This is a genomic window from Streptomyces sp. NPDC051987 (genome assembly GCF_040680735.1).
Taxonomy (GTDB): Bacteria; Actinomycetota; Actinomycetes; order Streptomycetales; family Streptomycetaceae; genus Streptomyces.
In genome coordinates, this window is the sequence record NZ_JBFAXI010000050.1 from 30,494 (window position 1) to 46,528 (window position 16,035).

The 16,035-nt window shown below is 71.8% G+C and carries 14 protein-coding genes; 4 read left to right on the forward strand and 10 right to left on the reverse strand.

Annotation, left to right across the window (positions count from 1 at the left end; translation table 11 throughout):
• Positions 1–36: 36 nt before the first annotated feature.
• From AB0M11_RS25230 to AB0M11_RS25250, 5 genes are all read right to left on the reverse strand, one after another.
• Positions 37–216, reverse strand: a complete 180-nt coding sequence (locus tag AB0M11_RS25230; protein ID WP_365709201.1) for a DUF6760 family protein — start codon at positions 214–216, stop codon at positions 37–39.
• Entirely contained in the window at positions 213–641 is a 429-nt protein-coding gene (locus AB0M11_RS25235; protein WP_365709152.1) for a hypothetical protein, read from the reverse strand. The genes AB0M11_RS25230 and AB0M11_RS25235 overlap by 4 nt, the downstream gene beginning before the upstream one ends.
• Positions 642–654: 13 nt before the next feature.
• A complete protein-coding gene (locus AB0M11_RS25240) occupies positions 655–1,122 on the reverse strand; it encodes a phage tail protein (RefSeq protein WP_365709154.1) in 468 nt (155 codons plus the stop codon).
• Positions 1,123–1,184: 62 nt separating this feature from the next.
• The gene (locus AB0M11_RS25245; RefSeq protein WP_365709156.1) at positions 1,185–1,700 is read right to left on the reverse strand and encodes a phage tail protein; all 516 of its coding nucleotides are present in this window, start codon (positions 1,698–1,700) and stop codon (positions 1,185–1,187) included.
• A gap of 37 nt (positions 1,701–1,737) precedes the next feature.
• Positions 1,738–3,345 (reverse strand): phage tail sheath subtilisin-like domain-containing protein, encoded by a 1,608-nt coding sequence (locus AB0M11_RS25250; protein WP_365709158.1) that lies wholly within the window; start codon positions 3,343–3,345, stop codon positions 1,738–1,740.
• Between the two features lie 339 nt (positions 3,346–3,684).
• Between AB0M11_RS25250 and AB0M11_RS25255 the strand changes: the two genes are divergently transcribed.
• From AB0M11_RS25255 to AB0M11_RS25265, 3 genes are all read left to right on the forward strand, one after another.
• Positions 3,685–5,910 carry a helix-turn-helix transcriptional regulator gene (locus AB0M11_RS25255; protein WP_365709160.1) on the forward strand — a complete coding sequence of 742 codons (2,226 nt, stop codon included), beginning with the start codon at positions 3,685–3,687 and terminating at the stop codon, positions 5,908–5,910.
• A gap of 83 nt (positions 5,911–5,993) precedes the next feature.
• Complete coding sequence (locus tag AB0M11_RS25260; protein WP_365709162.1) at positions 5,994–6,569, forward strand: TetR/AcrR family transcriptional regulator; 576 nt, start codon at positions 5,994–5,996, stop codon at positions 6,567–6,569.
• Positions 6,570–6,663: 94 nt separating this feature from the next.
• Positions 6,664–7,458: an oxidoreductase gene (locus tag AB0M11_RS25265; RefSeq protein ID WP_365709163.1), complete on the forward strand. Its 795-nt coding sequence runs from the start codon at positions 6,664–6,666 to the stop codon at positions 7,456–7,458.
• Positions 7,459–7,498: 40 nt separating this feature from the next.
• Here AB0M11_RS25265 and AB0M11_RS25270 read toward each other — a convergent pair whose 3' ends face one another.
• The 5 genes from AB0M11_RS25270 to AB0M11_RS25290 all read right to left on the reverse strand — a co-directional run bounded on the left by AB0M11_RS25270 (position 7,499) and on the right by AB0M11_RS25290 (position 13,911).
• Complete coding sequence (locus tag AB0M11_RS25270; RefSeq protein WP_365709164.1) at positions 7,499–8,554, reverse strand: LacI family DNA-binding transcriptional regulator; 1,056 nt, start codon at positions 8,552–8,554, stop codon at positions 7,499–7,501.
• A gap of 96 nt (positions 8,555–8,650) precedes the next feature.
• A complete protein-coding gene (locus AB0M11_RS25275; RefSeq protein WP_365709166.1) occupies positions 8,651–10,108 on the reverse strand; it encodes a GH1 family beta-glucosidase in 1,458 nt (485 codons plus the stop codon).
• Positions 10,109–10,459: 351 nt separating this feature from the next.
• Positions 10,460–11,380: a carbohydrate ABC transporter permease gene (locus AB0M11_RS25280; RefSeq protein ID WP_365709167.1), complete on the reverse strand. Its 921-nt coding sequence runs from the start codon at positions 11,378–11,380 to the stop codon at positions 10,460–10,462.
• A 14-nt stretch (positions 11,381–11,394) separates the two neighbouring features.
• Positions 11,395–12,387: a sugar ABC transporter permease gene (locus AB0M11_RS25285; protein ID WP_365709169.1), complete on the reverse strand. Its 993-nt coding sequence runs from the start codon at positions 12,385–12,387 to the stop codon at positions 11,395–11,397.
• 207 nt (positions 12,388–12,594) lie between these two features.
• Positions 12,595–13,911, reverse strand: a complete 1,317-nt coding sequence (locus AB0M11_RS25290; RefSeq protein ID WP_365709171.1) for an extracellular solute-binding protein — start codon at positions 13,909–13,911, stop codon at positions 12,595–12,597.
• Between the two features lie 629 nt (positions 13,912–14,540).
• Between AB0M11_RS25290 and AB0M11_RS25295 the strand changes: the two genes are divergently transcribed.
• Entirely contained in the window at positions 14,541–15,968 is a 1,428-nt protein-coding gene (locus AB0M11_RS25295) for a GH1 family beta-glucosidase (RefSeq protein ID WP_365709173.1), read from the forward strand.
• The last annotated feature ends 67 nt before the right edge of the window (positions 15,969–16,035 follow it).

The following is a 16,035-nucleotide window of genomic DNA, read 5'->3' on the forward strand; positions in this document are numbered from 1 at the left end:
TCGTTTCCTCTCCGTGCACCGCGGCCGGGACCAGGGCTAGAAGGTCTGGGCAGGTCCCGCCGCGCCGCTGTCGAGGCGGCCGTGGATCCGGCCGATCTCCTCGATCACCCGGGCCCTCGCCGGGTGTTCGAGATCGAGAATCTCCCGCAGCGGCCAGTGCAGGTGGTAAGCGAGGTACACGGCCTCCTCCCAGAGCCGGTCGGCCGTGTACATCAGGATTCCCCCGGGACATCACCGGCGATGTCCACCGCGAATCCGTGCCCGCAGGCGGGGCAGTCGACGTCGGCCTCGGTGTGCCCCTCCTGGTTGATCCGCCGGTAGAGGTTCTGGAGGAAGGCGAGATCGGAGGCGAACAGGTTCTCGATCACCAGGGTGTCCACCCCGGGGACCGAGCCGAGCGCGGTCACCGTGCGGGCGAGCAGCAGCACGCTGAGGTAGGCGGGGTTCTGCCTGACCCGTGGATCGCTCTGGCTCGCTATCTCGTCGCGTGCCGTGGCCAGGCGCATCACGCCGTCCCGGTGCAGTGTGCCCTGCTCGTCCACGTAGCCCCGGGGCAGCACGAAGGGGTAACGGGTCATCAGTCCGCCGGCCGGGTCGGGCGGTGCGCCCTGGGCGCCGACGGCGGTCGGTTGCGTCAGCATGACCTCTCCTCGGTCATCCGGCCGGCTGCATCAGGATCTGGTCGCAGTGCAGCACCACGGTCTCGGTCACGATCTCGGTCGCGCCGGCCCTCATCCCGCCGATCTCCAGCTTGGACGGCCAGGCGTTCTCCAGGAGGTAGGTGATGATCGGCTGACCCGACTTCGGGGACGAGGCCGCCGCGAACAACTGCAGCGAGCAGGTCTTGCGGGCCAGCGGATCGCCCTGCAGCACCGCCTGGTGCCACAGCCACATGTACGTCTCCGGGTCGAGGCCGCGCTTGAGCGTGACCGTCGGCGGCTTGGTCTTGCCGTACTGCTTGGTGTGCAGGACTCCCTCGGGGCCGCTGGATATGTACTCGACCGATTCGACCTCGGTGTTGATGCCGGACAGTTCACTGAACGTGGCGACCTTGATCCCGTCCACCTGGATCACGAAGGTCGACGCGCTCATCACCGACGGGTTGCCGCTGGCGATCGCCATGTGACCGTCCCCCCTTCCACTCGGAATTCACTGTCGTGCTGGTCCGCGCCGCGCCGGGCGGCTCACCCGCCGTCGCCCTGCGTGATCATGTCGCAGGCGATGGTGACGTCCTCGGTGACGACGCCCTCCCCGGCCCTGGCCGAGGAAATGTTGATCTTCGCGCACCAGGCGTTGACGAGCGTGTAGCTCATCAACGGCTCCTGGTCCTTCCTGCCGGGGAGCCCGCCGCCGAAGATGTCCAGGCTCAGGTAGTCGGCGCGGGCCGCGGGATCGCCGGTGAGGGCCATCTGGTGCCACTTCCAGAGCACCAGGCTGTTGTCCAGGCCGCGCTTGAGCGTGACCGTCGGCGGTCTGGTCAGGCCGAACTGCTTGGTGTGGTTGAGGAATCCGGCCGTGTCCACCGAGATGTACTGCTCGATGCCGATCTCGCTGCTGATGCCGGCGAGTTCCTGGAACGCGATGTTCTGCAGCTGGTGCCCACCGGTGATCTGGATGTTCGAGGAGACCACGAAGATCGGTGCGGAGGCGACAGTGGCGAACGGTCGCGGGGTCGCTGCGGACGGGAGGCTCTGCGCCACGGTGTGCGGTCTCCTTTCTGCGCGGGCGGGCTCTCACTCACTCCTCCAGGGCCGCGCCCTGGGCGTACTGCGAGACCCGGAAGACGATGAACTCGGCCGGCTTGACCGGGGCGATCCCGATGTCGACGGTGAGGATCCCGGCGTCGCGGTCCTCCGGGGGGTTGTTCTCCTCGTCGCACTTGACGAAGAACGCCTCCTCCGGGGTGCGGCCGAACAGCGCCCCGCTGCGCCAGACCCGGCGCAGGAACATCGTGATGGTGCGGCGTACCGAACCCCACAGGAAGCGGTCGTTGGGCTCGAACACGACCCAGTTGGTGCCGTCGAGGATGGACTTCTCCACGAAGTTGAACAGCCGCCGCACGTTCAGGTAGCGCCACTCGGGATCGCTGGAGAGCGTCCGCGCGCCCCACACCCGGATGCCCTGGCCGGGGAAGGACCGCACGCAGTTGACGGCCACCGGGTTGAGCTGGTCGTGCTCACCCCTGGTGATGTTGGTCTCCAGGTCGATCACGCCGCGGACCACCTCGTTCGCCGGGGCCTTGTGCACGCCGCGGTTCTCGTCGCTGCGCGCCCACACCCCGGCGATGTAGCCGCTGGGCGGGACGAGCGCCGGACTGCCCTTGACCGGGTCCATGACCTTGAGCCAGGGCCAGTACAGGGCCGCGTACTTGGAGTCGTATCCGGCGGTGTCCATCCGCCAGTCCCTGACCTGCTGGGCGCCGAGCCCCGGCGGCGGGTCGAGGATCGCCACCCGGTCCGCCATCAGCTCGCAGTGCGCGATCATGGCGAGCTGCACGGCCTTGACCCCGTCGAGGTCCACCGCGCCGTGCTGGTAGGCGGCCATCAGGTCGGGGACGCAGAGCATGGTGACGTCCTCGATCGCCTCGAGCCCGGCGAACCCGGTGCGGTCGGCGGTGGTGCCCACGTAGTCGGCCGCGGTGATCCGGGCCGGCACCGGCCCCTGCGGTACGACGGCCGTGGCCGAGGACGCGCCCCCGCTCAGCGCGACCCGCGCGCCCTTCGCCGGCACCAGGGCCGACGCACCCTTGACCTCGTCCAGGGCGATGAGGCGCGAGGACTCCTTGACGACCGTGGCGGCGTTCCGCGGTCCGCGCCGCAGGGAGAGGTTGTCGAAGACCTCCGCCTCGCGGTCCTCCTGGCGGACGACCAGCTTGAACAGGTCCTCGCCGGGTTCGCTCGCCTCGGCGATCTCCACGCTCAGTTCGTTGCCCGCCGCTCCGGGGGCCAGCGCCCTGGCCTGGAGGGCCGGGCGCCCGCCGTTTCCGGCCGCGGGCACCTCGCCCCGTGCGGCGGAAACGAGCGCCCCCGCGCCGTCGTCCGCCCGGCCGTCCGGGGACGCCTGCTCCTCGTGGTGCGGGTCGGCGGCACCGATGCGCACGACGTACGCGGCCCCGCCGCCGTTCAGGAAGTACCCGTAGACCGACTGGGGAAGGTGCGCGCCGTCGACGAAGCCGCCGAAGGCCTTGGTGTACTGCGTCCAGTTGGTCACGAGCGTCGGCTGGTTGAGGACCCCGCGCTCGGTGAACCCCACGAAGGCGCACAACGCGGAGCCCACGCCCTCGATGGGCCGCGAGCCCGAGGAGACCTCCTCCACGTAGACGCCAGGGGAATGGTAGGTAGGCACTGCCCCTCTGCCCCTCTTTCAGAACCGCCGGGAACGAACACGGAGATGTCGGACGGACACCTGGATGCCGGATGCGGGCCGAGGACACCGCGAACGGTCCGCCAGATGATCACTCAGCCGACGACGATCAGTATTCGGTCCGCCGGCTCCGGTCCACGTGCGCGCGAGAGCGGGCAACGGAGCAGGTTCCGGTGCGCGATGATGCAACACGACGCGCACGGGCGATGACCGGTCCCTTCCGCCGGCCGGCGACCGGGCCGGTCAGCGTCCCGCGCGGGGCTCTGACACCATGCGACCCGGTTCCCCGGGGTCGGTCCGAGAGGCAGGTTCGCACCCGACATGTACCGGGCAGCCGGTGAGTTCCGGGCACCGGACGAGCAGGCCGCGTCCGCCGAGGAGACCGAACGACGCCTGCTGGCCGCGGAGCGTCTGGGCCAGGGCAGCACCGCGTTCCTGGAGGCGCTGTGCGTGCTGGCCGGGGAGTTCCCGCCGGCCACGGTGGCCCGTGTCGCCGCGGTTCCGGCGGCCGCGCGGATCCTCGACGTGCTGCTCGGCCTCGGACTCGTCGTGTCGGTCGACGACCCGCAGCACCCGGGCCGGATCGCGTTCGCGCGGGAGAGCGACCACCGTGCGGTACGCGCGCGGCTCACCCCGACGAGATGGCGGGCGCTGCACCGCGCCGCCGCGGAGGTGCTCGACACCCGAGCGGCGTTGGCGCACCGTGCCCGCGCGGCCGACCGCCCCGACCCGGCGCTGGCCGCCGCGCTGGAGGGGGCCGCCTTCGACGGAGGCGCGACGGCGGACGAGGTCGGCGTGCCGAGTCGGCAACTGCTGCTGTGGGCGGCGGACCTCACCGCGGACCGGGGCGAGCGGGAGAGCCGGGTGCTCCTGGCCGCGATGCACGAGGTGTACGGCGAGGAGCCCGGCGACGACGGGCTGTGGGAGCGGGTCGAGGCCCTGCCTCCGTCGCCGCTGCGGTACTGCGCCCTGGCGGGCCGCGCCTTGCTCGAACACCGCCTCGGCGCCGCCACCGACCACCTCCGCGCGGCGTCCCGCACCCTCGACACCGAGCGCGCCCGTGCGCACACGAGCACAGGCACAGCCCTCGACGCCGACACGGACGCGGGCGCCGACACGGACCCGGGCGGCGGCACGGGCGCGGGCGGCGGCACGGACGCGGGCGGCGGCCCCGTGCCGTCCGAGCGGCGGCGCGGCGAGGGCGGCCTGGCGGCCGTCGGGGGGTTCCAGACCGTGGAGACCGCTGTGCTCGGGACCATGGAGGCCGCCGTGGCGTGCCGTGCGGCGCGGGGTGGGACCGCCGTCGCCGCGGCGACCAGGGCGCTGGACGTCGCGAGCGGTGACGCCGTCCAGGTCCGCACGGCTCGGCGTCTGCTCCTGGTGGGCCGGTCCTTTGCCGACGGCCCGCACGCGGTGCTGCGCGCCCTCGGCGAAGGCGCGGCGGCGCCGGCGCACCGGACCCCCGCACCGGAGATCCGGGACCCCGGACTCCTGCTGCTGCGCGGCGAGTGCCGCATGCTGGCCGGCGATCCGGAAGCGGGCGCCCGCGATCTGGACGCCGTTGCCCGACGGCACGACGCGTCTCCCGGGCATCCGGACCGGCTGCGCGCGCTGGAACGCCTCGCGGTCGCGCACTTCCTGCTGGGCAGCTGGCAGGAGGCCGATTCCGCACTGGACGGCATCGGCGAGGCGGCCGCCGACACGGCGGGTCCGGCGCTGCGAGCCATGCTCTCGGCCGTCCGGACGGCGGGCGCGGCACCGCGGCTCGGATCACCGGCTGCGGCGATCGGAAGGCGGACCGGCTCGGCGGAACCCGACCGCCTCACCCTCGCCGCGTGCGCGGACGCCGTCGCCCTGCTGGCGCACGGTCGCCACGCGGACATCCTGGCCGCGATCACCTGGCTGACCTCCGACTCCGCCGGACTGGCGGACGCACCGGCCAAGTTCGCCCCGCTGTGGCTGCCGGTGTACGCGGAAGCGGCGATCGAGACCGCGGCGAGCACCGCGTCCGAGGCGGGCCTGGCCCAACTGCGCGACCACGCGCGGCACAGCCCGTACCTGGAGGTCACCTGCCGGCGGCTGGCGGGGCGGGCGGCCGAGCTCCGGGGCGACCCGGCCACGGCCGCGGACGAGTACGAGGCGGGCCTGCTGGCCGTGGCGGCCCGCGCCCAGGTGCCGCCCCTGCACCGCGCGCAACTGGACCACGCGTACGGCCGGTTCCTGTGCACCCTCGGGCGCACGGCGACCGGCCTGGGGCGGCTCCAGCGGGCCCAGGACACCTTCGCCGCGCTCGGTGCCCGCGCGTTCCTCCGGAACTGCGTCCAGGACCAGGAGGCCGCCACCCGGGGAGCGTCGCCACGCCCCGACGTCGCCCTGACGGACCGTGAGGCGACCGTGGCCGGGCTGGTCGCGTCCGGCCTGACCAACCGCCAGGTCGCGGAGAAGCTGCTGATCAGCACGAAGGCAGTGGAATACCACCTGGGGAAGATCTACCGGAAGCTCGGGGTCCGTACGCGCGGGGACCTCGCGAGCAGCTGGCGCAGGTGAGCTGCCCGGCACGGCCTGGGCCGGGAGCGGTCCCGGCACTCATTGTGGATTGACTGTTCCAAAAAACAGGCTACTGTTGCGGCATGGCTCGCACCAGGGAATTCGATGTCGACCAGGCGATAGACCGCGCCACGGACCTGTTCTGGCGCCGCGGCTACGCCGAGACGTCGTTGCAGGACCTGCTGCGGGAGCTGTCCATAGGCAGCGGCAGCTTCTACGCGGCCTTCGGCTCGAAGGAGCAGCTCTACGTCCGCTGCCTGGAGCGCTACACCTCCCTCCAGGGCGGCGACCTGGCGAAGGTCCTGGACGGGACGACCGGGATCCGGCCCGCGATCCGCGCGGTGCTCACCGCGATGATCGAGGCGGACCTGGCCGACCCCACGCGCGGCTGCTTCGTGGTCAGCGCCTCCACGCAGTGCGGCGAGCAGCCGTCGGCGGCGGAGCGCGTCACCGCGGCCGTCCGGCAGGTCGAGTCCTTCCTCGCCGGGGCCCTGGAGCAGGCCCAGGCGAGGGGCGAGCTGTCGGCGGACAAGGACCCGAGGGAGCTGGCCCGGTTCCTCACCACCTTCATCCAGGGGATCCGCGTCGTCGGCCAGGCGCGCACGGGGCGGGAGTTCGCGGAGGACGCCCTGTCCGTCGCGATGCGCGCACTGGACTGACCGTCCCGAGCACCCCGTCGCACCCGCACCCGCACCCGCACCCGCGGGAAGTCATACCGTAATTATGTATTGATCAATCCAGAAAGAGACTGTCATGGAACTGCACCTCAAGGACAAGGTCGCCGTCGTCACCGGAGCCAGCAAGGGCATCGGTCTGGCCGTGGTCGAGAGGCTGGCCCGCGAGGGGGTCAAGGTCGTGGCCGGCAGCCGCACCTCCACCCCCGAACTGGACGCCCTGGCGGCCGGTCACGACGTCACGTTCGTGGCGGGCGACCTGTCCACCACCGCGGGCGCCCAGACCCTGGTCCAGCGGGCCGTGGAGCTCCACGGGCGCCTGGACATCCTGGTCAACAACCTCGGCGCCGCCGAACCCCGTGAGTCGTTCCTCAAGGTGACCGACGACGACTGGCAGCGGATCTTCGACCTGACCTTCTTCAGCGCCGTCCGCGCCAGCCGCGCCGCCCTCCCCCACCTGATCGCGGCGGGCGACGCGGCCATCGTGAACATCAGCTCGATCAACGCCCGGCTGCCCTTCCCCATGGTGGTCGACTACTCGGCGGCCAAGGCCGCCCTGACCAACCTGAACAAGTCCCTGTCCGAGGAGTTCGCGCCGCAGGGCGTGCGCGTCAACTCCATCGCCCCCGGCCCGGTGCGCACGCCGTTCTGGACCGCGCCGGGCGGCTTCGCCGACGCCACCGCCGCGGCCGCCGGAACCACCGCGCAGGAGGCGCTGGACGTCCTCGTGCCGCAGAGCATGGGGATCACGTCCGGACGGATCAGCGAGCCGGGCGAGATCGCCGACCTCACCCTGTTCCTGGCCTCCCCGCTGGCCGCCAACATCACCGGAACGGAGACCGTCGTCGACGGCGGCCAGATCAAGACGCTCTGAGCCCCTGAGCTCCTGAGCCCCTGGCCCCCGGACCGACCGCTCAGGACGACGCGCGGGCCACCAGCGCCGTCGGCAGTACCGCGTGCCGGCGCTCCAGCCCCCGGGCGGCGGCCGGACGCCGGTCGGCGATCTCGGCCAGCAGCAGGTCGATCATCGCCCGGCCCATCTCCTCGATCGGCTGCCGGACACTGGTGAGCGGCGGTTCCATGTGCCGCGCGATGGCCGAGTCGTCGTACCCGACCAGCGCCACGTCCTCGGGGATACGGCGGCCCGCCACCCGCAGCACCTGGCGGGCGCCCGCCGCCATCACGTCGGATCCGGCGAACACGGCGTCGAGGCCGGGCTCGCGCTCCAGCAGCCGGGCCATCGCCCGCCGACCGCCCTCCTCGGTGAAGTCGCCGGGCTCGATGAGGAGTTCGTCCGGCCGGCGGCCCGCGTCGCGCAGGGCGTCGCGGTAGCCGTCGACGCGGCGCTGGGCTCCGTACACGTCGAGCCGCCCGGTGATGTGGGCGATCGTGCGGCGGCCGCGGGACAGCAGGTGCTCCACGGCCGACCGGGCGCCGCCGTAGTTGTCGGAGTCCACCGAGGTCAGCGTCTCCTCCGCCGAGCGCGGGCCGCTGATCACGGCCGGGATCTCCAGCTGGGCGAGCAGGTCGGGCAGCGGGTCGTCGGCGTGCACGGACACCAGCAGCACCCCGTCCACCCGGTGTGCGGCCAGGTACTGGGCGAGCCGCCGACGCTCGCGGTCGCTGCCCGCGAAGATCAGCAGCAACTGCATCTCGGTGTCCGAGAGTTCGGCACCGACACCGCTGAGCATGTCGGAGAAGTACGGCTCCGCGAAGAACCGGGTCTCCGGCTCGGGGACGACCAGCGCGATCGCGTCCGTGCGGTTGGCGGCCAGCGCGCGGGCGGCGGTGTTGGGCACATAGCCGAGTTCGTTGACGGCCGCCTCCACCGCCGCGCGGGTAGCGTCGCTGACCCGGGGCGAGCCGTTGATCACCCGCGACACCGTGCCGCGGCCCACGCCGGCCCGAGCGGCGACCTCCTCCAGGGTCGGCCGCCGAGTGCCCCGGCCCCGCTCACCCTTGACCGTCATGGTCGCCGCCTTCCGTTCGCAGCCCTCAGGCCAGGAAATGTAACAGCCGGGACCCGGGCGCCCCGGGCCCCGTCACGCCCCCGGGGCCGTACCGGGTCAGCCCTGCTCACCGGCGCTCGGCAGCGCGTTCCGGCGGATCACCTCCGCGTACCAGTGTGCGCTCGCCTTGGGGATGCGGCGCTGGGTGCCGTAGTCGACGTAGACCGCTCCGAAGCGCTTGGAGTAGCCGTAGGACCACTCGAAGTTGTCCAGCAGGGACCACAGGAAGTAGCCGCGCACGTCCGCTCCGTCGGCGACGGCCTGCCGGACGGCGTCCAGGTGGGAGTGAAGGTAGGCGATCCGCTGCGGGTCGTTCACCCGGCCCTCGGGCGAGACGTAGTCGTCGAAGGCGGCGCCGTTCTCGGTGACCATCAGCGGCAGCCCCGGGTGCGAGGCGGCGAGCCCGGTCAGCAGGGTGTGCAGTCCGCTCGCGTCGATGGCCCAGTTCATGGCCGTGACATCGTTGTTGGCCAGGTGGAAGGCGACGTGGTCGGCGCCCGTCCACGGCGAGTGGGCACTCGCGCCGTGGCCGTCGTCACGGGTGCTGGCGGCACCGTCGACGGCCGCGGAGACCACGGTCGGCGAGTAGTAGTTGACGCCCAGCAGGTCGATCGGGCGGGAGATCTCGGCCAGGTCGCCGTCGTGCACCAGCTCCGCCCAGTCCACGAGGTGCGCGGTGTCGGCGAGCAGGTCCTCGGGGTAGGCGCCGTCCAGGACCGGACCGGTGAAGATCCGGTTGCCGACCGCGTCGATACGCCGGGCCGCCTCGGCGTCCGCGGCGCTGTCGGTCAGCGGGCGCACCTGGTGCAGGTTGAGGGTGAGGGAGGTCTGCGCGGTCGACGGCAGGTTCTCCCGCAGCGCCCCGACCGCCAGCCCGTGGGCCAGGTTGAGGTGGTGCGCGGCGCGCAGAGTGGCGGCCGGCTCGGTGCGCCCCGGGGCGTGCACGCCGGAGCCGTAGCCCAGGAAGGCGCTGCACCAGGGCTCGTTGAGGGTGGTCCACACCCCGACGCGGTCCCCCAGGGCGCGGGCCATGATCTCGGCGTAGTCGGCGAAGCGGCGCGCGGTGTCCCGCTGCGGCCAGCCGCCCGCGTCCTCCAGCTCCTGCGGCAGGTCCCAGTGGTAGAGGGTGGCGACCGGGGTGATGCCCGCTTCGAGGAGTTCGTCGGTGAGCCGCCGGTAGAAGTCGAGGCCGCGCTCGACGGCGGGCCCCCGCCCGGTGGGCTGCACCCGGGACCAGGAGACGGAGAACCGGTAGGCCTTCAGGCCGAGGTCCTTCATCAGCGCCACGTCGTCCTTGTACCGGTGGTAGTGGTCGGCGGCGATGTCACCGGTGTCGCCGTTGCGGACCCTCCCGGGGGTGTGGCTGAAGGTGTCCCAGATCGACGGCGTACGACCGTCCTCGGCGGCGGCGCCCTCCACCTGGTACGCGGCGGTCGCGGCCCCCCAGACGAAGCCGGGCGGGAAAGTGGTGACGGAGGCCGACTGGGCAGTGGTCTCGGTTCGTACGGCGGTCATCTGAGAGCGCTCCCGAAGTGGCGTGGAGAAGGGGGGAAGTGGAGAGGCGGAGAGGCGGAGAAGCGGAAAGGAGAAGGGGGAGAAGCGGAGAGGAGGTCGGGCACGGCCCTGCCGCGGGGGCGGCCGGGCCGCACACGGGCACCGACCGGGCCGGGCCCGCGCCGGAGGCGGACCGTACCGGCGCCGGCCCCGAACCGGCGGCGGGCTGTGCGGGACGCCCCAGGTCCGGGGCGGACCGCCGGAACGCGGCGGGGACGGACCCCACCCCGGAAGCGGCGGGACGGACCCGGATCCGGACGGACGGCCTGCCGGAGACGAGTCGGCAGGACAGGCCGGGCGGACCGCCCGGCGTCAGCCCTTCACGGCGCCCGCCATGATGCCTCCGACGATCTGCTTACCGAAGATCACGAAGACGAGCAGCAGCGGCAGGGTGCTGATCAGCGCGCCGGCCATCACGATGCTCTGGTCGGGGGTGTAGGAGGCGCTGAGCTGGCCGAGCGCCACCTGGAGGGTGGGGTTGTCCTGGTTCAGGGCGAGGAAGGGCCAGAAGAAGTCGTTCCACGCCTGGACGAAGGTGAGCATGCCGAGCACCATCATCGCGGGCCGGGCCGCGGGCAGGACCACGTTCCACACGATGCGGATGTTGGTCGCGCCGTCCACCTTGGCCGCCTCGATGAGTTCGTAGGGCAGGGCCTCCAGCAGGTACTGGCGCATGAAGAAGACGCCGAAGGCGCCGACCAGGGTCGGGAAGATCACCGACTCCAGCTTCCCGCCCCAGCCGATGTCCGCCATCATCATGAACAGCGGGACCACGCTGAGCTGCGGCGGGATCGTGAGGGTGGCGATGACCGCGGTCATCAGGGCGCCCCGGCCGCGGAACCGCATCTTGGCGAAGGCGTAGCCGGCCAGCGTGCAGAAGAACAGGGTGGCCGCGGTGATGCAGCCCGACACGATCACGCTGTTGACGATGGCCTTGCCGAGGTGGGCCTGGTCCCAGGCGGTCTGGAGGTTGCTCCACAGCCTGCCGCCCGGCAGCAGCGGCGGCGGGCTGTCGAGGACGCGCTGCTGGTCGTGCGAGGCGGCCACCAGCGTCCAGTACAGCGGGAAGACCGAGCCCAGGCCGACGACGACCAGGGCGAGGTAGGTGAGCGGGCCGCCCTTGAGCTGCTGCCCGGCGCCGAGCTTGAGACGGACGCGGTTCCTGGCCGGGGAGGCGACCGGCGGCACCGGGTCGAGACCCGGCGCGGTGTTGGTGGGGCTGGTCGTGGTCATCGATATCGCTCCCGTCAGGCCGCGCTCTTGCGCAGGAACCGGCCGACGATCAGGTTGATCAGGGCGATGAGCAGCAGCAGGGCGAGCATGGCCCAGGCGACTGCCGCGGCCGGACCGAGATGCCCCAGCTTCCAGCCGTAGTTGTAGAGGTAGATGCTGAGGGTTTCGTACTGGTGCTCGCTGCCGCCGGTGGAGCCGAGCGTGCCGCCCTGGAGCAGCAGCGGCTCACCGAACAGCTGCATGGAACCGATCGTCGAGATGACGATGGTGAACAGGATCGTCGGCCGCAGCGAGGGGATGGTCACCTTGCGGAACTGCTGCCAGCGGGTCGCCCCGTCGATGGAGGCGGCCTCGTACAGGTCGGTCGGCACGGCCTGCATGGCCGCCAGGTAGATCAGCGCGTTGTAGCCGGTCCAGCGCCAGATCACGATCACCGAGATGGCGATCTTCGAGGTCCATTCCCCGTTGCCCCAGTCGGTGTTGCCGATGCCGACGAAGTGCAGCACCCAGTTGAGGATGCCGCCGTCGGCCCGGAAGACCAGGGCGAAGACCAGGGCCGCGGTCGCCACCGAGGTGGCGTAGGGGGTGAGCACGACCGTCCGCCAGAACGTGCTGGCGCGCAGCTTGTAGTTGAGCAGGTGGGCGAGGCCGAGGGCCACGAGCAGCTGCGGGACGGTCGAGATGACGCCGATCAGGAAGGTGTTGGTGACGGCCGTCCAGAACTCCGAGTCCTGGAGGATCTTGGTGAAGTTGTCGAAGCCGACCCACTCCGAGGTGCTGAGGCTCGTCATCTCCACCCGGTGCAGGGCGATCCAGCCCGTGTAGAGCAGCGGGTAGAGCCCGAAGGCACCGAAGATGAGGAAGAACGGAGCGATGTACGCGTACGGGGACGCGAGGTCGTCGAGGCGCCACAGCCGGCTGCGCCAGGTGCCGCGTCCGTTCGGCACGGCATCTGAGCCGCCGGCGGGCGGGGTGGGGGCACCCCGTGTGGGTGTCGTCGTTGCCACGGGGGATTTCCTTCCTGGGGGATTCGGCCGGGGGCGGGACGGGGCGGGACGGGACGGCGACGTCGGGGTCGCCCATCGCACCGGGCCCGGCCGGGGGACGCGGCGCGCCGGTGTCCGGCGCGCCCTACCCACGCGCCGGGCACCGGAACCTCGTACGGCACAGCGCGCGGTGCGGGCGGCCGGCGGGGCCGCCCGCACCGCGGGTCGTCAGCCGATCACCTTGTCGATCGCGTCGGTCGCGGCCTTCCAGGCGTCGGCGGGCTTGGTGCCCCGCTGCTCCATGTTGTTGATCTGCGTGGAGATGGTGTCCTTGATCGTCGCGTCCTTCGGGCCGAGCACCGCCTCGGGGATGGTCTTGGCCTCGTCGGCGTAGATCTGGCCGATCGGCGCGTTGTTGAAGTACGGGAGCGTCGCGTTCTTCACGCCGGGCAGGTCGTAGGCGCCCTTGTTCGACGGGAAGACGCCGATCGCCTTGAACACCTCGGCCTGCTGCTCCGGGGCGGTCAGCCACTTGACGAGCTCGGCGGCCTCCTTGGTGTGCTTGCCGCTCTTGGGCACGGCGAGGAAGGAGCCGCCCCAGTTGGCCGCGGTCGTGCCGGGGGCCTTGGCGATGTCCCACTTGCCCTTGAAGGCGTCACCGGAGTTGGTGGAGATCTGGCCGGCCATCCAGGCGGGGCAGGCCACGGTCGCCACGCTGCCCTTGCGCAGCGCCGCCGTCCAGGCGTCGGTGAACTGCGGCAGACCCTGGGTCAGCTTCTTCGACGCGGCCTCGGCGGCCAGGTTCCAGCCCTGCTGCACGGAGGGGCTGTCCTTGTAGATCGGCTTGCCGGAGGCGTCGTAGTACTGCTGCGCCGAGGAGCTGACGACCGCGTTGTACATGGCGCTCGCGGAGTCCATGAAGTAGGTGCCGGACGGCGCCTTCTTCTTGTACTGCTCGCCGAGCTTGAGGTAGTCCTCCCAGCCGCCGGCGACGGCCTTGGCGACGGCGTCGCGGTCGGTGGGCAGGCCCGCCTTCTGGAAGAGGTCCCGGCGGTAGCACAGGGACATCGGGCCGATGTCGGTGCCCGCGCCGATGACCGTGCCGTCCGAGGCGGTGGCCTGCTTCTCCTTCCAGGAGACCCAGTCGCTCACGTTGATCGTCTTGCTCAGGTCGGTGAACTTGGCCGCCTGGGTGTCGACGACCTCCTTGATGCGGCCCACCTCGATGCCGGTGACGTCCGCCAGGCCGCTGCCCGTGTTCAGCTGCTGAAGGAGCTTGGGGTAGTAGTCCTGCTCGTTGGCGGTGGTCTCTTCCTTCACCGTGATCTTCGGGTGCAGCTTGTGGTACTTCGCGAACAGGTCGGCCTCCTTGTAGCCGAACTGCCCGAAGTCCGCGACCGTGAGAGTGATGTTCCCGTTGGAGTCCGAGGCGTCCGAGTCGCTGTCGCTGCTGCAGCCGGTCAGCAGCAGCGCCGAGGCGGTCAGGACCGTCGTGGTCAGGGCCGCCGCTCTGCGGCCGCGACGACCGGTACGGGTGATGCGCATTCCACTACTCCTTGTTCCAGTGGGGAACGGGATCTCAGGAAACAGACCGCCGGGGACCGGCGATCCGGACCTGCCCTCTCGGTGCGAGCAGCGGCCAGCCCACAGCACTCGACGTGCGGTGAAACGGTGCTGGTCAACGAGGTGCGGTGACGACAGAGGGAAAGGCCATGGGGTGGTTCGGGCCACTCGGGAGAAGTCCCCCGGCTACCCGTGGAACCGCTCCCACGCGGCATGCCGGAAGACTGGTTCCTGTCGGGCCGACTGTCAAGACTTGAAAACGGCGTTGTTGCCTAAGCGTGTTCCGGACGTCACGGGAACGTGTCGCGCAGGGGGGTTTCACCGGCCCGACATCAGCCCGCCTCATCCAGGAATCACGCAGGTCACAGACGCGACGACGGTCGACGTCCCGGGAGTTGCGCCGCGCACCGCCGCCCGCTCGGGCTTTTCGGGGCCGGGACGCGGCACGCGCGGAGGGGCCGCCGAGAGGTGAACGATGGGCCCCCTGGGGCACCTTGGGGGATCGGGACGCACCGCACCCCCGCCGCGACCACGGGAGCCCGGCCACCCCTCTTGGCCATGGGAGCGCTCCCATGCATAATGGCGCCCAAGCCGACCATGGGAGCGCTTCCATGCCCGATTCGCCGACCGAGAGCTTCCCTCCCGCCTTCCTCTGGGGCGCCGCGACCTCCGCCTACCAGATCGAGGGGGCGGTACGGGAGGACGGCCGCACCCCCTCCATCTGGGACACCTTCAGCCACACGCCGGGCAGGACGGCCGGCGGCGACACCGGTGACCTCGCTGTCGACCACTACCACCGCTACCGCGACGACGTGGCGCTGCTGGCGGACCTCGGTCTGAACGCCTACCGGTTCTCGGTCTCCTGGCCGCGCGTCCAGCCGACCGGCCGCGGCCCGGCGGCCCAGGCGGGCCTGGACTTCTACCGCCGGCTGGTCGACGAACTGCTGGCGAAGGGCATCAGGCCCGCGCTCACCCTCTACCACTGGGACCTGCCCCAGGAGCTGGAGGACGCGGGCGGCTGGCCTGAGCGGGAGACGGCGTACCGGTTCGCCGAGTTCGCGCGGATCGTCGGCGAGGCGCTCGGCGACCGGGTCGAGCAGTGGATCACCCTCAACGAGCCCTGGTGCAGCGCCTTCCTGGGCTACGGCTCCGGCGTGCACGCCCCCGGCCGTACCGACCCGGCGGCCGCGCTGCGCGCCGCGCACCACCTCAACCTCGCGCACGGCCTGGGCACGTCGGCGCTGCGCGCGGTGATGCCGGCCGCCAACCAGGTCGCGATCAGCCTCAACTCCTCGGTGGTACGGCCGCTGTCGCCGGACCCGGCCGATCTGGCGGCGGTCCGGACGATCGACGACCTGGCCAACGGCGTCTTCCACGGCCCGATCCTGCACGGCTCCTATCCGCCCTCGCTGTTCGAGGCGACGGCGTCGGTGACGGACTGGTCGTACGTCCTCGACGGCGACCTGGCCGCGATCAACCAGCCGCTGGACGCCCTCGGGCTGAACTACTACACACCCGCGCTGGTGTCCGCGGCGTCCGGCGGGGCGAGCGGTCCGCGTGCGGACGGCCACGGCACGAGCAGCCACTCCCCGTGGCCCGGCGCCGACGACGTGGCCTTCCACCAGCCGCCGGGCGAGCGCACGGAGATGGGCTGGACGATCGACCCGACGGGCCTGCACGAGCTGATCATGCGCTACACCCGTGAGGCGCCGGGCCTGCCGCTCTACGTCACCGAGAACGGCGCGGCCTACGACGACAAGCCCGAGCCGGACGGCACGGTCCACGACCCGGAGCGCATCGCCTACCTGCACGGCCACCTGTCGGCTGTGCGGCGCGCGATCGCCGACGGCGCGGACGTGCGCGGCTACTACCTGTGGTCCCTCATGGACAACTTCGAGTGGGCGTACGGGTACGGGAAGCGGTTCGGCGCGGTGTACGTCGACTACGCGACGCTCACCCGGACGCCGAAGTCGAGCGCCCGCTGGTACGGGGAGGCGGCCCGCACGGGCACGTTGCCGGCGACGGGGGCAGCCGTCTGACGACGTCGTCCGGCTGCCGCGCCGTCGTGGCCGGTCGCGCAGTTCCCCGCGCCCCTTTGGTGCGCTT